Below are 17,053 nucleotides of genomic sequence, written 5' to 3'. Positions count from 1 at the left end.
TGAAGTAGCATGACCGAGATGAGTGCAACAAGAGCGCGGGAAATGATGCAATCGTTTTGGCGCGTACAGCGCGTCTTGATTCGCCTCATGCATCAGACGGCCCAACAAAACGACCTTACCTTGCCACAACTTCATGGACTGATGATGTTGAATGAACAGGGTGCGATCACACAAAAAGAATTAGTGCGGCGCACAAGAATGCCGAAGAGTACGTTGAGTCAATCATTGGATGGTCTAGTGGAGAGAGGGTTGATTCGACGAGACATCAATCCGGATAATCGCCGCGAAGTGGTATTGACGATTGATCAATCTGGCAAACAATTGATTGATGAGATTGAACAACAAGAGGAAGGGACCGAACAACAGTTGAATCAAATCTTGTCTCGCTTAGATGAGGAGACGTATCGTCATATGATTGAAGCCCATCAACAGATTGCAGATGGATTAAATGAAGGATTCACAGATTGTGAAGGGGGATGTCGTCATGATTAAGTTGTTAAAACGTTTGATTACTTATAAATGGGCCGTCCTCATGGTCTTGTTATTTGTGTTCGCACAGTCACTAGCAGATTTATTCTTACCGACATTAATGGCGGATATTATCGATAACGGGGTCGTGACAGGAGATACCGGCTATATTTGGCAAATGGGTGGAATCATGCTCGGTGTGACCGGACTTGGGGCACTCGCGGCAGTCGTGGCAAGTTTTTATTCATCGAAAGCGGCGATGGGATTCGGTCGTGATTTACGAAGACGCGTCTTTAACCATGTCGAGCGTTTCTCGCTCGAAGAGTTCGACCGTGTCGGAACAGCCTCGCTCATCACGCGGACGACGAATGACATCACGCAAGTCCAACAAGTCATTATCATGATGCTTCGGATGGTCGTCAGTGCACCGATCATGTTTGTCGGTGGTTTGATCATGGCGACGTCGAAAGATGCCACGTTGTCACTCGTCATCGTTGCCGCCATGCCTTTTCTCGTCATCTCGATCTTCCTTATTTTTTGGAAAGCGATGCCGCTCTTTAAGAAAGTACAGAAGCGATTGGATCGTTTGAATCTTGTCCTCCGAGAAAACTTGACAGGCATTCGAGTCATTCGGGCCTTCAATCGTGAAAAAGAAGAACAAGTCCGTTTGACAGAGGCGAATGAGCGATTGACGGATGTCTCAATCAAAGTCAACCAAATCATGGCGTTTCTCATGCCGGTCATGATGCTCGTCATGAACTTGACCGTTGTCGGCGTCATTTGGTTCGGTGGCATCCGAATCGATAACGGGGCGATGCAAATCGGGGATTTGATGGCGTTCATTCAATATGTCATGCAAATCATGTTCGCGCTCGTCATGGCTTCTGTCATGTTCATCATGATTCCGCGGGCGTCGGTATCGGCGAACCGAATCAATGAAGTGCTCGAGATGACACCTTCACTAGTTGATGAAGGCACAAAAGCGGCGGATGCTGAGCACGGGACACTCGTGTTTGATGATGTCACGTTCTTTTACCCCGGTGCCGAGGAACCGGCATTATCACATGTCAGTTTTTCAGCGAACCCGGGTGAAGTCACAGCTGTGATTGGTGGAACCGGATCTGGGAAATCGACACTCGTTAATCTGATTCCACGATTTTATGATGTGACATCTGGAGAAATTCGTGTGAACGGGGTCGATGTTCAAGCCGTATCGCAAGAAGAGCTCCGTTCAAAAATCGGATACGTGCCGCAAAAGGCGTTGCTGTTCACGGGAACGATTGCAGAGAACATTCGATACGGGAAAGCCGATGCGTCGACCGAAGAAGTCATACATGCCGCATCGATCGCACAGGCGAGCGACTTTATCGAGAAGATGCCAGATCGATATGAATCTGTGATTGAGCAAGGTGGGTCGAACGTGTCGGGTGGACAAAAGCAACGCCTCTCCATCGCCCGGGCGCTCGTTCGAAAACCAGATTTGTATGTATTCGACGACAGCTTTTCGGCACTCGATTTCAAGACGGATGCCGCGTTACGCAAGGCGTTAAAAGAAGAAACGAAAGATGCGACCGTATTGATTGTCGCACAACGGGTGAGTACGATCATGGATGCTGATCGCATCATCGTACTCGAAGAAGGAAGTGTGGCCGGAATCGGTACACATGAAGAATTGTTTGCGACGAATGCGGTATATCAAGAAATCGTGAAGTCGCAGCTGTCTGAGGAGGAAATCGCATGAGTGAGAAACAAACAACGACGCGACAAACTCATGGCGGGCATGGTGGCCCAGGAGGTCCTGGCGGTGGGAATATGATGATGATGGGTGAGAAGCCGAAGGCGTTCAAAGTCACATTCCGTCGTCTGCTCGCCTATTTGAAACCACGACGAAATACGTTGATTGCGGTTTTCGTCGCAGCCATTCTAAGTACGGTATTCATGATTGCTGGTCCAAAAATCATGGGGATTGCCATCACGGAACTCTTTGAAGGTGCCTATGCGAAATTTACAGGTGTGCCGGGCGCGGAGATCGATTTCACGAGAATCGGACAAATCTTGTCCTTGCTCGCAGGACTTTACGTCATCAGTAGCCTATTCAATTACGTTCAACAGTATTTGATGTCTGGCGTTGCCCAGAAGACCGTTTATGATTTGCGAGAAGACGTCAACAAAAAATTAGAACGACTACCGCTTAAGTATTATGATGGACGTTCAAATGGGGAGACGTTAAGCCGAGTGACGAACGATATTGACTTGATTGGGAGCACGCTTCAACAAAGTGTGACGTCATTCATTACATCAATCGTCACGATTATCGGGATCTTGATTATGATGCTGTCCATCAGTCCCCTTTTGACGATCATCTCCCTTGTGTCATTACCACTGACAATCTTTGCAATTCGTCCGATTTTAAAACGTTCGCAACAATACTTTTCCGATCAACAGCGTCATCTAGGACGATTGAATGGTCATGTGGAGGAAATGTATACCGGACACGCGGTCGTTAAAGCGTTCGGGCGTGAAGATACAGCTGTCCGTGAGTTTGATGAGGTGAATGAAGAACTCTACAATGCCGGGCGTAAGGCGCAATTTATCTCAGGGATTATCATGCCAATGACGATGTTCATCGGAAACATCAGCTATGTGTTAATCAGTGTTGTCGGTGGGATTTTAGTCACACAACGAAGCATCTCGATCGGGGATATTCAAGCGTTTATCACGTATACGCGGCAGTTCACCCAACCGATTACGCAAACAGCGAACATCGCAAACATCGTCCAGTCGACGGTCGCTGCAGCAGAACGGGTATTTGAGTTGTTAGACGAAGAGGAAGAAGTGAAAGAAGTGACGACGTATCGCCTAGAGCGGGCGGAAGGAAATGTCGCATTCCGTCACGTCGACTTTGGATACGGGGACAATCTCCTCATTCAAGACATGAACCTCGACGTGAAGACGGGACAAACGGTGGCGATCGTCGGTCCGACCGGTGCCGGAAAAACGACATTGATCAATCTCCTCATGCGTTTCTATGAATTGAACGGTGGAGAGATTCTGATTGACGGTAAAGATTCTAGACACATGTCGAGAGAAGATTTACGTCATACGTTCGGGATGGTCTTACAGGATACGTGGCTCTTTAATGGAACAATCCGTGACAACATCGCTTACGGAAAAGTGGGTGCGACGGAAGCGGAAATCGTCAACGCAGCGAAGACAGCGCATGCGGATTCATTCATTCGGACGTTGCCGGACGGATATGACACAGTCTTGAACGAAGAAGCGAATAACATCTCACAAGGACAGAAGCAATTGCTGACGATTGCGCGAGCGGTACTCGCGAATCCGCCGATAATGATTTTGGATGAGGCAACATCAAGTGTAGATACGCGTACCGAGATTTTGATTCAACAGGCGATGAAGCGGTTGATGAAAGGACGAACGAGTTTCGTCATCGCCCACCGGTTATCGACGATTAAAGATGCAGACTTGATCTTGGTGATGGACCAAGGCCGTGTCATCGAACAAGGGACACATGAGTCGCTGCTTGAAGCCGGTGGTTTTTATGAAGATTTGTACAACAGTCAGTTTGCTGAAAAAGAAGTTGTATAAGAAGAATATAGGTTTTACGGCCAGGCGATTAGGCAAAAGACGTACGAAGATGAGTTTCGTACGTCTTTTTATTTTGTGTAACAATTACAAATCCGTTAAAATAAAAAAATGGGATAAAAAATGGAGGAACGATTATGGTAAAAATCTTACTTGCGGAAGACGAAGAAGTACTACGCATGCTCGTTATGGATACATTAGAAGACGAAGGATATGACATCGATGAGGCACAAGATGGAGTAGAGGCCTATCGATTGATTGAAGAGAACGAATATGATTTGGTGATTGTGGACCATATGATGCCCGGGATGACAGGGCTTGAGGTCATTGAAAAAGTAAGGAAGTTACCAGGGCGACAAGATACGAAAGTGATGATGTTGACAGCGAAAAGCCAACAATCTGACCGTGATTGCGCGAATGAGATTGGTGTCGACTACTTCATTTCAAAACCGTTCAGCCCACTTGAACTTGTCAAAATCATAGGAGGCATCGTGAAGTGAAAAGGTGGTTTAAACAAAAACTCGGGCGCGACATCATGGTCGTCCTCTATTCGTTCCTCGCCATCGCGTTGGTCGGATCGGTTCTGACCTATGTGTATATCGAGAATCGACTCGAAGCGAATGAGGCTCGTTTACGTCAAGTTGATGAACGCGTCAATCGTTTGACGACGCTCTGGGATGATTGGCAGGCCGATCAGTATGATACACGTGGATATCTCTTGTTTGGAGATACATCGTCTCTTGAACGCGCAAGTGCGAACGAAGCGAAGTTCCAACAAGAAATCAATTGGTTTAAAACGCAAGTCACTACTCGTCAAGGTGAGTTGTTCGCAGAAGATTTGCAGCAGTTCCATGACTTTTACTACGACGTCATCATTCCGGTGACGTATGAGTATGCGCAGGCACAGCTTGATGGTGATGTAACGGAAACGTTTATCGATGCTGAAACAATCGCCGAGTTACCGACGGCGCAACGATTGATTGATCAAGGTGTCGTCCAATTTAATCCGGAGCGTGGCATCGATATTTTAGGGCCGATTGATGAAGTCGAATCCTCGTTAGAAAACTATCGTAAATTGATGGCTTCTGAAAAAGAGGCGGTCTACGCGGAATGGCGCCAAAACAATAACATGCTTCAATTCTTGTGGATTATGAGCATTGCCTCATTCGCTGCATTGATTTTGTTATTCGTCCAACCGTTCCTTCGTCGTCAAACACGCTTGATTTCAAAACTCTCAATCGCATCGAACCGTTTGTTGAAAGGTGAGATCGTCGACTTGAGTGATCAAATGAAACGAGAAGATGAGATTGGTACGATGTCTCGCTCGTTCCATAAGATGGCCGAGACACTTCGTGACAACGAACGTCATTTGATTGAAAAGAACCATGAACTTCAGGCGCAACAAGAAGAATTGATTGCCCAACAAGAAGAGCTTCAGGCACAGCAACAAGAGCTTGAAGAGATTCTCGAGCAGACTCAACAGAACGAACAACATCTCGCTTACCGAAACGAATTGACGGAGACGTTAGCGTCACGTGATTCGCTTACGGCGTATCCAGAGATTATCGAGAAACTCGTTACGATTACGGACTCGGAAGTCGGTGCACTCGTCTTCGTCGATGAATCGGGCACGTACCGCGTGACGAGCCATGGTTTGAATGACACGTTGTCCCGTCAATTGCTCGATAGTGAGAATTCTGTGTTAACGCGGGCGATGACGTTGAAGACGACGGTACACTCAGCGAAACAAGTTGCGAGCGACCATCCGCTTCCTTACCCGTACTATATGTTCGAAACGGCGGTACCGGTCCATGACCCGACGGACGATTCGATTATCGCGTTCATCTATTTGGTCCGCTATAAAGACCGTTTCACACAGACACAGATGGGTGACATCATGTCGTTCGCTCGTCAGCTTTCACTCTCGCTCTTACGGATGCGTCTATTCGAAGAGATGAAACGCGAGAAAGGGAAGACAGAACGCATCCTCGACTCGATTCGAGAGGCGGTCGTCTATATCGAACATGCGACAGATGATGTATTCGTCAACCGTCCACTTTATGAAATGTTCCCGGAACTGAGTGACGTCAGCACACAGGACCTTGAAGAAGAAACATGGGAAGAGTGGCGTAATCGCCTTGTCGAAACGGTGGACCAAGCAGAAGACTTTACGAAGTATACAAATCGATTGTTCACGGAAGACTTCCCACATGACAGTGTGAGCTTCTCAATCCGTAAAGGTGAAATGAACTTGCAGATGTATGCTGAACGGATTATTGTCGGCGGTCTATCGAAAGGGACGCTTCTCGTCTTCCGGGATATCACAAGTGAGACAGAGGCTGAACGATTGAAGAGTGAATTCATCTCAACGATTTCTCATGAATTGCGGACACCGCTTTCGTCCATCTACGGATTCACAGAATTGATGGTGAAAAAGCAGTTACCGAATGAGAAACAAGCAAAATATTTAGAGACAATTCATGCGGAGACGGAACGTCTGACGCATCTCGTCAATGATTTCCTTGATGTGCAGCGGATGGAATCCGGTAGTCAAATGTACGACCGGGAACAACTCGATATCGAACCGGTCGTCCGAGACATGTTGACGTTCTATGAAGCGTCATCTTTGAAGCACGAATTCGAATTGATTGCGGATGATGCACGTCCTTACGAATTGTTCGTCGACTGCCAGAAGTTCAAGCAGTTGATGAGTAATCTCTTGTCGAACGCAGTGAAGTATTCTCCACGTGGTGGAAAAATCACGGTAGAGCTTGCTCATCATGAGCAAATCGTGTCCATCAAAGTGAAGGACGAAGGAATTGGAATTCCGAGCGACGCGCTCGACCGATTATTTGATAAGTTCTATCGCGTCGATAACTCCGACAGCCGTGAGATCGGCGGAACGGGTCTTGGTTTACCAATCTGTCAAGAAATCGTCCGAGGTCATAACGGTCAAATTCATGTGGAATCGATTCAACATGAGGGGTCGACCTTCATCGTTGAAATTCCTAGCTATGAATACGCTGTCCAAGAGGCAGAGATAACACCAGTATAATGAATGGAGTCATCCTCGAAGGATGGCTCTTTTTTTTAGGAAAGCGTTCGCTTGACCAATCAGGAGAGGGTTCGTGTACAATGAAGACTGTACAACAACATAAAGGGGGGCATTAGAATGCCACTGATTGCATTCTTGCACACACACGTCACGAGCTGGATTTTGTTACTTATCTTATTTGCCGTAGCCTATATTGGTTACAAGAACGGCAACAAGAGTGGAAAGATCGCACATATGGCGTTTCGACTCATGTTACTCATCGCATTCGGGACAGGACTTTATCTCTACCTTCAATTGAACGGAGGCGGCACGTTCTATCACGTGAAAATCACAGTCGGGTTACTGGCATTGATTTTCGGTGAGATGACACTTGTCAAAGTGAAAAAGAACAAACCATCGAACGCCTTTTTCGGCGGATTTATCGTATTGGCACTCGTGACAATCTTTATCGGTTACGCATTACCATACGGACAATCTTTCTTCAACAGCTTCATTCAATAATACTTTCCCACTTCGCACACCGAAGTGGGAATTTTTTGTTTGTACACAAATTATTAGGGGAAAATAAAAAAATCAGTAATCATGACGATGAGGTGAAACGATGGATCAACAAATGACGGAATGGACACGCGTATTACATGCACGGAAATGGATGAAACAAACAGAATCATTTTTACCACTATGGCACGGCTATATCGGATATAAGTTTGGTTTATTCGATGCACTTCAAGGTGGCGCAAGTATGGCGGAGATGAATTTACGACTCAAACGCCCGTTGACGCAACTTGCGCTAGAGCGTTGGTTAGAAGTTGGGGTCGCAGTGCGTCATTTGAAGAAGAGAGGATGGCGCTACTATCCGACACGTGGATTAAAATACCAGTTGTCTGGTAACGATGAGCGGAGCATCGGATTCATGCTCCAAGAGATGATGGAACTTCACATCCCTGCGTTGATCGCTTACCCAGAATTCTTAGAGTCTGGGAAACAAAAGACGTTTGATGGGGCCGAACACGGTCAAGTCGTCGCGAAAACATCGACGCTCGTCGAGACGGTCGCATTCCCGATCGTACAGCAACTGTTACGTCAGGCGAACGTCGGGTCGATGCTTGATATCGGTTGTGGGCATGGTGGTTATTTACGTAAATTACAAGCGCTCGAACCGAATTGTGAATTGACGGGAATCGATTTAGAGGAAGAGGTTATCGAAGAAGCGCGGTCTCGTGATGAACGGGGCGATATTCATTTTGAAGTCGCCGATTTCATGAACTGGGAAACAGAAGAACAATTCGATGCGGTCATGATGAACAATATGCTCTATTATTTCTCACCAGAGGAGCGAATCAAACTGCTTGAACGGCTTCGGGATCGTTTAGAAGAGAACGGGGTCGCAGTTCTTGTGACACCACTTGCGGAGACGGCACTCGGCGGACGGTTCGCTTCTGCATTCAACGCCTTCATGACGCTTCACGATAACTTATATCCGCTCCCGACCATTCCACGATTACGCCGACAAATGCAGGAAGTCGGATTTGAACAAATTCGATTCATCCCATTCATCCCAGAAGGGTCTTGGTATATCGTCATCGCCGAGCGAGGAAACAAGAACCTGCTCAATCAACCGATTCAAAATTGAACTTGTCTCCGGTCATTTCTATAATGATAGAGAAGCATAAGAGACTATTCACATAGGGAGTTGTTGAGTGTGTCGAAACAAAGAGTTGCCGTAATAGGGGCAGGACCCGGTGGATTGGCTGCTGCGATGCTACTAGCGCATCGTGGCGTAGACGTCACCGTATTTGAGAAACAACCGTTTGTAGGAGGCAGAACGTCACGTCTACAAGTAGGCGAGTTCACGTTTGACCGAGGACCTACATTTTTAAATATGCCTTACATTTTAGAAGAGATCTTCGAAGAAACGGGACGTGATTTACATGATTACGTCGAGATGAAACGGCTAGAACCGATGTATGATTTGTATTTTGATCGTGGGACGCGCCATCTCTCGATGACGACTGATCGTGACCAGATGCATCAAGCCATCGAAGAACAATTCCCGGGAAATGGGGAAGGATATGAACGGTTCATGAGCGAACAGGCGATCAAGCTCTCCAAGTTGATGCCTGTTCTTCAAACCGCGCATGACAAACTGACCGACTATGTCTCATTACGCGTACTCAAAGCGTTACCGTTCCTTTCAATCGGGAAGTCGCTTTATGACGTCTTATCCGAGTACTTCACGAGCGAAGAGTTGAAGTATGCGTTCACGTTCCAAGCAAAATATTTAGGAATGTCCGCTTGGGAATGTCCAGGCGGTTTCTCGATTTTATCTTATATGGAGCATGCATACGGGGTTCATCATCCGATTGGAGGCGTGAATCAACTTTGTTATGCGATGGCGAAGGTCGTAGAAGAAGAGGGTGGCGTGATTCGCTTAGGTGAACCAGTAGAGCGTCTTCTCATGGATGACAAGAAAGTGACCGGTCTCGTAGCAGGGAGCGTTCATTATGCGTTCGACGAAGTCGTGATCGGTGCTGACTTTGCTCACGCGATGACGTCGTTAGTCCCAGACGGCAAACTGTCGAAGTGGAGTCCGGCTCAACTGAAGAAGAAACGCTACTCGTGCTCGACATTCATGCTTTATCTCGGGCTCGATCACGTCTATGAAGACGTGGCACACCATTCGATTCACTTCGCAGACGATTATGAGTTGAACGTCAAAGAGATGACGCAAGAGTTGAAACTGAGCGAGGATTTCTCATTCTACGTTCAAAACGCCTCGCGCATCGACCCGACGCTCGCACCTGCAGGAAAATCGTCGCTATACGTCCTCGTACCGGTACCGAACAACTTATCTGGTTTGCCATGGGAAGAGTTGCAGCCAACGATGACAGAACGTGTACTCGACGCCCTTGAGACACGGTCACCATACCGAGACATTCGCCAACATATTGAGGTGATGGAGACGTTGACACCTGAGGATTGGGAAACGTTCGGGGTATACGAAGGCGCAACCTTTAACTTGGGCCATAATCTATCGCAAATGATGTATTTCCGTCCGCACAATCAGTTTGAAGAGCTCGACAACGTCTGGCTCGTCGGTGGCGGGACGCATCCAGGAAGCGGGCTTCCGACCATCTTTGAATCAGCGCGCATCACAACGAACTTGTTGCGTGACCGGGCAGGTGTCGGCCGATGAACATCAGCTTTGTCGGGGCCGGGGTCGGCACACTTTACGCCGCCCTCTTATTGACGAAACGAAACCCTTCACTTCACATCACGATTTACGAGAAGGAAGCGCGTGTCGGTGGACGACTAAACTATGTTGAATTTGAAAATGGAGCGAAAGTCGATGAAGGTCCGACGATCGTCTTGTTACCGGGCAAACTGAAGCAACAGTTGATGGAAGCGGGGCTACCGGAAAGTGAGGTCGAATTACTCGAAGTCGATCCACTCTATCGTTTGCGCTATCAAGACGGGACATCGTTCTATAAATATCGGGATATCGAGCGACAGGCAGAAGAGATCGAGCGGACTTTCGGCGAAGGGGACGCATTCCGTCATTATATGTCGCAGAAGAAAGAAGAGTATCGGATTGGGTTCGATACGTTTTTAGACCGCAGTTATGCATCGAAAACAGAGTTGTTCGAACCTAAACTATTGCTTCTCCTCATGCGCTTGAAAGCATATGAAACGGCCCATGCGAACATGAAACGTTTTTTTGAGGACGAACGCTTACGTGTCGCCTACAGTTTACAGACGCTCTATATCGGTGGGAACCCTTATGCGACCCCCTCGTTATATGGACTCATTCCTTATCGTGAACAAGAAGAGGGAGTCTGGTATGTAAAAGGAGGATATTTCTCGCTCGCGGCGAAAATGGAACAAGAGCTGAAACGACGAGGTGTTCATTTCGTAATGAATGCGACCGTCAATCGTGTCCACGTCACGAACGGTGTAGCCACTGGCGTCACGGTCAATGACGAATACGTGCCTTATGACGCGGTCGTCGTGAACGGTGACTTTCCGCTTATGGAACGACTCATTGATGGCGTGACACCGAAGACGTATGAACCGTCCAGTGGTACGCTACTCCTTTATTTCACGGTCAGCGGAGAAATCGATTTACCGGTCCATCAATTCGATTTACCGAATGATTTTGAGGGATCGATGCGAACAATCTTTGAGGATGGTAAACTAAGTGAGTATCCGGCGATGTACACGTTCAATCCATCACGGATTGATCCGACACTTGCGCCGAATGGGACGAGTGTATTATATGTCCTCGTTCCGGTACCTCGTAAATTGGAGCGAGAAGACTTTGAGACGCAAGGAACGATTGACCATCTATTAGGAAGACTCGAGGCACTATTACCCGATTTTCGGGACCGTGTCATCGAGATGAAAGTACGGACACCGATGGATGCCGAGCGATTTGGTCTATTTGAAGGAGGAAGTTTTGGGATTGCACCAAAATTGTCTCAATCAGCCGCTTTCAAGCCACAGGCAAGACCGTTCCCAAAAATCGAACGATTGTATGCGGTTGGTGCATCTGTCCATCCATGTGGAGGCGTGCCGATTGTCATGATTGGTTCACAGTTACTCGTGAAAAAATTGGAAGAAGAAATGGGGGCAATACATCGTGACGACACAAGAAGCGTATCGTCAATGTGAGGAAATCATGAAGAAAGGCTCGTTGACCTTTTATCGGGCCTTCTCTTTGCTCTCAAAACCAGATCGACAAGCGGTCATGGCCGTGTATACGTTTTGTCGGACTCTTGATGATGCGGTCGATGAATCAGACCGTCCAGAAGAGAGTTTGGCGTCGTTTTTGCATGCATTCGATCGCTTTTTAGCAGGATATGACCAGGATGAAGCGCTATGGGTCGCCCTTCGAGATGTATGGCAACGCTATGAGATGGACGTCGATCCATTCTTTGAGCTAGCGGAAGGCATGAAGTGGGATTTACATAAGTCACGATATGAGACGCTCGAAGAGACCGAGCAGTATAGCTATTATGCCGCGAGTACGGTCGGTTTGATGCTACTTCCGATTCTTGTCCCGAATCAAGACGCCGAGACGAAACGTCAGCTCCGACAAGGCGCCATCGACCTCGGCATCGCGATGCAACTGACCAATATTTTGCGAGATGTCGGGGAAGATTTGAATAGAGACCGCATCTATTTGCCACGCACGATGATGCGACAGTATGGCGTAAGTGAAGAGGTGTTACAGCAACGTGAAGTGACACCTTCCTTCATCGAGCTATGGGAGGCGTTGGCGAAGCGCGCGGAGTCCTTGTATGAGCGGGCACGTGCGACCCATCACCTCTATCCACTCGCCAGTCGAAAACCGGTTCAAGCAGCAGCTCTTCTATATGAAGGAATTTTAGATGCAGCTCGAGCAAACGGATATGACGTCTTCACAAAACGGGCATACGTATCGACCTTACAAAAAGGAAAGTTGTTAGCAAAATTATAAGTCATCCAATCTACTGTAGATGCTCCTCGCGTCTACAGTTTTTTGCGCAAAAAAAAACCACTTTTGGCGGGGGACCAAAAGTGGCGTAAGCGTTATGTGATCCATTCATCGGGGAAATGAATGAATCGATTTGTGATGAAGCCCTAAAGATGTGCCGGGATTCATGGGGAATGAATCAGTTGGGACATCTTCGTTGAAACAGGATGCTTGATGGACTAAGGGGGAACATCATACGCAAGCTGTCTCAACTACGGGATACGAGTGGGGAAACTCGCTCATCACTTTTTTCTCGGGTGTGACAAGTTCAAAACGCGATAAGGCTCGGGGAAGCCATTCGATCGCTACAGGTGCAACAAACGTTACAGAACTGCTTGAACTCGAATATGATATTATCACGTCTTTCAATTGTCGACAAGTGTCGAAACTCGCGTTCACAAAATGTTCATATCGTCAGAGGTATGTCCTCTAACATCGATCGTGCCGCGAATTGTCCTGAAAGCGTGACCATTGGGCTCCCGCCTCCAGGATGGGTCGAACCACCTGCAAACCAGATGTTTGACACGTCCGTCGACCGAGCTGCCGGTCTAAAGAATGCCCCTTTTTTCGAATTGGCCGACGTACCGTAAAGTGCACCGTAGTATGCATAAAAATCACGCGTTAAATCTTGCGGTGTCACACGTTGATGGAAAATGACCTCTTCATCTTCCCAGTCCACGCCGAACTCACGCAACCGGCGACGAATCAAATGTTCATACGTGTCGGCATCGATGTCAGTCAAATGGGCAGGTGCATTGACGAGAATGAACAGATTGTCGCCAGCCTCGCCCATCGATGAATCGGTTGCAGATGAATTGGAGATATAGATAGTCGGCTCGTCCGCATAGCGCTCTTCTTGAAAGAGTGATTTGAATTCTCGCTTGTAGTCGTCAGAGAAATAGACGTTATGGTGAGCCAGGTTCAATCGCTTCGATAGTCCGATCATTAAGACGAATGCAGAGATGGACGGTTCGACGGTATCGCGTGTCGGGACTGGGAAAGAAGGACGGTCTTTCGCGTCGACAAGGCGAGGATATTGCGTGAGTAGCTCGCCATTGAGCAAAACGGCATCGCAAGAGATGACTTCTTTATCGTCGACGACGACTTCATGGGCTTTCCCGTTCAAGACCTCGATTTTCGTCACTTCGTGTCCGAGACGGAATGTCACTCCGAGTTCACTCGCTCGCTTCGCAAACCCTTTCGCGATGTTCCAGTTGCCTCCCTTCGCGAAGTAGACGCCATCATTTAATTCTAGATGCGCGATGAGCGCGAACGTTCCTGGCGTCACGTACGGGCTGCTTCCGATGTATGTCGCATATCGGTCGAGTGCCTGGATGATGCGTTTGTCTTTGAAGTATTTTTGATGAAGGGCATGCAAACTTTGGAGCGGGTGTACTTTTACCATGTCCGCCCAAAGACCCGGGTCTAATTTTGTCTCCATGCGGGTGAAGAAGCGTTCGTTCGCGATACGGAATAACTTCTCCGCTTCGTCTAAATAAGCCTTTAATTGATTTTTCTTCATTTGATCATTCGTCAAACGTCGCACTTCCGCCTCGAGCTGTGCACGATCTGCGCTAAATGTGAACGAGGAGCCATCCGAATAATGATTGACGGTATGTTGATCGAGTTTGATCAATTCGAAATAATCATCCGGGTTGGCACCACTGTTTCGGATGACGGAACGAAACACATCTGGCATCGTGATCGTATTCGGACCAAAGTCAAAACGATGACCGTCGGTAATGACGGGCATAAGTTTTCCGCCGACATGTTCATTCTTTTCAATGACCGTGACGTCATAGCCGTGTGTGGCGAGCGTGACGGCAGCGCTCAGTCCACCTAGTCCGGCTCCAATGACAACAATTTGCTTCATACATGTGTCCCCCTTAAGTAAGACGCTCGATTAAGAATAATGGCGACCTTTCCACGTGATGGGTAGTCGTCTCCATTTTCGGATGACGGCGTTCCCGAGTAAGGTCAGATAAGCGATTAAGCTGAGTGGATGCAACCATGTACCAGATCCATGTGATCTCATATCGACAGCAAGTCGGGCTAAGAGTACGAAGAGTGCCGCACTGATTGTTTGCCAACTCGGTGAAACGAGCCATGCGAACATGGCGGTCAACTGGATCCCGTAGTACGTCAAAAAGTACAAGGCAAGTCCTACTGATTCATTCATTCCCTTGAATACGTTTTTTGAAAACCCGCTCCATACTTCTTCATTCGTCTCATACATATCACAGGAGATAAACGGGGCGACTTGAACGAGTGATGTCACTTTTCGATGTCGCTTGAACGTCCGACATAAATCGATGTCATCGATTAACGATGATCGGATCGTGGCATGCCCACCAACTTCCTCGTAACTGTCTCGCTCGACGAGTACGTTCATTCCGTTCGCTGCCGCAAATGCTGGATGTTTTACTTTACGCCAAAACAAAGGCAGGTGTTGGGCGATGAGTACGTGTTGCATCGGGATCAACAATTTCCCGAGAAATGTCGTTGTCGGAAATTGGGGGAATCCTGACAGAAAGACAGCCTGCTCGCGACGGAGAGTGGCATGCATGCGGGCGATAAAGCTCGGATCGATCGTGACGTCCGCATCTAAAAAGAGGAGATATGGTTCAGTCGTGCGTGATGCGAGCTGATGACAGGCATGGACTTTTCCGGCCCAGTCATTAGGCAAAGGGACTCCTTGAATGACGGTGAATCGGACATCGTCCCCAATCGCGCGATTCAATCTTTCGTATGTATCATCTTCGGAGCGGTCTTCATAAATGTAGACATGAGTATTCTCCGGGATCGCCATTTGTAAATTAGAGATCAATCGGTCGACATGTCGAGACTCATTCCGCATCGGGATGCAGACGGCCGTCGCAGGTGTTTTTCCAGGAGTTGCGAGCGGTCGTAAAAACGCTAGATTGATGAGTGTGAAGAGGAGCATACTGAGGGTCACAATCCAAAGTATCATGATTCCCTCCTCCCGAGTCGGACGAGCGTTTCTGTCCATTCGGCAAGGTTACGCCGCGAACGAAACAGGGCAGTGTAGGCGGTCGAACGTGTGATGACGTCATCTCTGACGTCGTCATACAGCTGTTCAAGTGCCTGCGCAATCTCCTGCTTCTGACCTCTCCGTGTCGACGAGGTTACGTTGTGCTTTCGGAATCGGACATAGACGACGGGTTCCGCGTGGCTTTCGAATGCATAATACATGGCGCATAAATGAATCGGGCGATCATTTAGTAGAAGGGTCGCTCCTGATTCGATTTCGACAGGTCGCTGTTCTTGTGGAACTTCTCGACCTTGAGGATATATCCATACGGATTTGCCTGATGTCAGCAACTCATTCGCGTAGGCGAGGGAAGCTCGTACGTCGGAAAGACTTCCCTTTTTTACTGAGAAGGCGCCGAGGTGACGAAAGAACGGGAAGCGGCGCAAACCGTCCTCGTCCATCAATACATGAATGTCATGTCTCAAAAAATATTCATTCACCATATACATGACGAGCCCATCCCACCACGCACTATGTGTACTCAAAATCAATCCTGGCGTCGGGATATCATCAGTTCGTATGTAAATATTGTGGAACGTCGGACGAATCTGACGTTCTCGTACGAATGTTGAGAAGACGTTATTGAACCATCTCTTTTTGTGTGACTCGATCATCGCGACCTCTCCTTTCTAACAGAATGACCCCGGACGTCAACATGCTAAGGAAACCAATCCCATAGAGACCTGCGTTCACGGCTGTGACGCCGAACAAGGCGTGAAGCATGACGAACAAGTACACGCCATGTCGGATGAATAAAGCATCGACGGATCGTTCATGGCGTTGTAACAGCCATGAGAAAATGAGAGAGAGTCCGAACCAGCCGATAAAGTTTTGGGTCGGAATATCATAATACAGCCCATCGTTCGCCCATTCCCAGTAGCCTTTCACGTTAGCCGCCACCGGGTCGATCGCCATATCGAGCCATACCGCGAGAATCGGGACGAGCCATAAAATATGGTTACGGAATGTGAAGAGACGGGCCACGGCAAAACTAGAACCGATCACGGCGAGCCACGCCGCACCGATTGTGACAGGGACTCCAAACACCGTCGGACCAAACGCCTCGGCATAGATGTATTCACTGAACGGGAACCCGGTTTTCACGCCGAGCGTCTCGACAGCGATTGAACCAAAGAAAATAAACGGGACAATCCAGGCGCCTTGCCGCACGCCTTGATAGAGAATGGTTCCGCCAATCGCACCGGCGAGCCATAAAAAGACAGGGTTTGCCCACTCTAGCCAAGGCGGAAGCAGGTCGAACCCAACCAAAATTAACCCAATGAAATACCAGACAATAAACCATTTCCAAATAAACGGATACACTTTCATTCCATCACCTCTTCTTTCATTCTAAAGC

Annotated in this window: 14 protein-coding genes; 10 read left to right on the top strand and 4 right to left on the bottom strand. The window is 48.0% G+C overall.

Annotation, left to right across the window (positions count from 1 at the left end):
- The first annotated feature begins 9 nt into the window (after positions 1-9).
- From KNO87_RS06520 to KNO87_RS06475, 10 genes are all read left to right on the top strand, one after another.
- Positions 10-492 carry a MarR family winged helix-turn-helix transcriptional regulator gene (locus tag KNO87_RS06520; RefSeq protein ID WP_214794498.1) on the top strand — a complete coding sequence of 161 codons (483 nt, stop codon included), beginning with the start codon at positions 10-12 and terminating at the stop codon, positions 490-492.
- Entirely contained in the window at positions 485-2,209 is a 1,725-nt protein-coding gene (locus tag KNO87_RS06515; RefSeq protein ID WP_214789668.1) for an ABC transporter ATP-binding protein, read from the top strand. The genes KNO87_RS06520 and KNO87_RS06515 overlap by 8 nt, the downstream gene beginning before the upstream one ends.
- Positions 2,206-4,077, top strand: a complete 1,872-nt coding sequence (locus KNO87_RS06510; RefSeq protein ID WP_285800644.1) for an ABC transporter ATP-binding protein — start codon at positions 2,206-2,208, stop codon at positions 4,075-4,077. The genes KNO87_RS06515 and KNO87_RS06510 overlap by 4 nt, the downstream gene beginning before the upstream one ends.
- A 134-nt stretch (positions 4,078-4,211) precedes the next feature.
- Positions 4,212-4,574, top strand: coding sequence for a response regulator (locus KNO87_RS06505; protein WP_074032651.1), 363 nt, complete (start codon positions 4,212-4,214; stop codon positions 4,572-4,574).
- The gene (locus tag KNO87_RS06500; RefSeq protein ID WP_214794496.1) at positions 4,571-7,129 is read left to right on the top strand and encodes a sensor histidine kinase; all 2,559 of its coding nucleotides are present in this window, start codon (positions 4,571-4,573) and stop codon (positions 7,127-7,129) included. Before KNO87_RS06505 ends, KNO87_RS06500 begins: the two co-directional genes overlap by 4 nt.
- Before the next feature lie 117 nt (positions 7,130-7,246).
- On the top strand, positions 7,247-7,630 hold the full coding sequence (locus tag KNO87_RS06495) for a YisL family protein (protein ID WP_214789665.1): 384 nt from the start codon (positions 7,247-7,249) through the stop codon (positions 7,628-7,630).
- Positions 7,631-7,730: 100 nt separating this feature from the next.
- On the top strand, positions 7,731-8,762 hold the full coding sequence (locus KNO87_RS06490) for a class I SAM-dependent methyltransferase (RefSeq protein WP_214794494.1): 1,032 nt from the start codon (positions 7,731-7,733) through the stop codon (positions 8,760-8,762).
- 69 nt (positions 8,763-8,831) lie between these two features.
- Positions 8,832-10,325, top strand: coding sequence for a phytoene desaturase family protein (locus KNO87_RS06485; protein WP_214794493.1), 1,494 nt, complete (start codon positions 8,832-8,834; stop codon positions 10,323-10,325).
- Positions 10,322-11,800, top strand: coding sequence for a phytoene desaturase family protein (locus KNO87_RS06480; RefSeq protein ID WP_214794491.1), 1,479 nt, complete (start codon positions 10,322-10,324; stop codon positions 11,798-11,800). The genes KNO87_RS06485 and KNO87_RS06480 overlap by 4 nt, the downstream gene beginning before the upstream one ends.
- Entirely contained in the window at positions 11,769-12,608 is an 840-nt protein-coding gene (locus KNO87_RS06475; protein WP_214794489.1) for a phytoene/squalene synthase family protein, read from the top strand. Before KNO87_RS06480 ends, KNO87_RS06475 begins: the two co-directional genes overlap by 32 nt.
- A 442-nt stretch (positions 12,609-13,050) precedes the next feature.
- Here the strand turns inward: KNO87_RS06475 and KNO87_RS06470 are convergent, their stop codons facing one another.
- Genes KNO87_RS06470 through KNO87_RS06455 form a run of 4 tightly spaced genes read right to left on the bottom strand, consistent with a single transcriptional unit; the run spans position 13,051 to position 17,025 of the window.
- Positions 13,051-14,517: a phytoene desaturase family protein gene (locus tag KNO87_RS06470; RefSeq protein WP_214794487.1), complete on the bottom strand. Its 1,467-nt coding sequence runs from the start codon at positions 14,515-14,517 to the stop codon at positions 13,051-13,053.
- Between the two features lie 30 nt (positions 14,518-14,547).
- The gene (locus tag KNO87_RS06465; RefSeq protein WP_214794485.1) at positions 14,548-15,615 is read right to left on the bottom strand and encodes a glycosyltransferase family 2 protein; all 1,068 of its coding nucleotides are present in this window, start codon (positions 15,613-15,615) and stop codon (positions 14,548-14,550) included.
- The gene (locus KNO87_RS06460) at positions 15,612-16,310 is read right to left on the bottom strand and encodes a lysophospholipid acyltransferase family protein (protein WP_214789650.1); all 699 of its coding nucleotides are present in this window, start codon (positions 16,308-16,310) and stop codon (positions 15,612-15,614) included. Before KNO87_RS06460 ends, KNO87_RS06465 begins: the two co-directional genes overlap by 4 nt.
- Complete coding sequence (locus KNO87_RS06455; RefSeq protein WP_214794483.1) at positions 16,276-17,025, bottom strand: carotenoid biosynthesis protein; 750 nt, start codon at positions 17,023-17,025, stop codon at positions 16,276-16,278. Before KNO87_RS06455 ends, KNO87_RS06460 begins: the two co-directional genes overlap by 35 nt.
- Positions 17,026-17,053 lie beyond the last annotated feature (28 nt).

Origin of the sequence: Exiguobacterium sp. s34 (assembly GCF_018617435.1) — a bacterium.
GTDB lineage: Bacteria > Bacillota > Bacilli > Exiguobacteriales > Exiguobacteriaceae > Exiguobacterium > Exiguobacterium aestuarii.
Note: the sequence above shows the minus strand (reverse complement) of the source record. Positions and strands in the feature narration are given on the sequence as shown.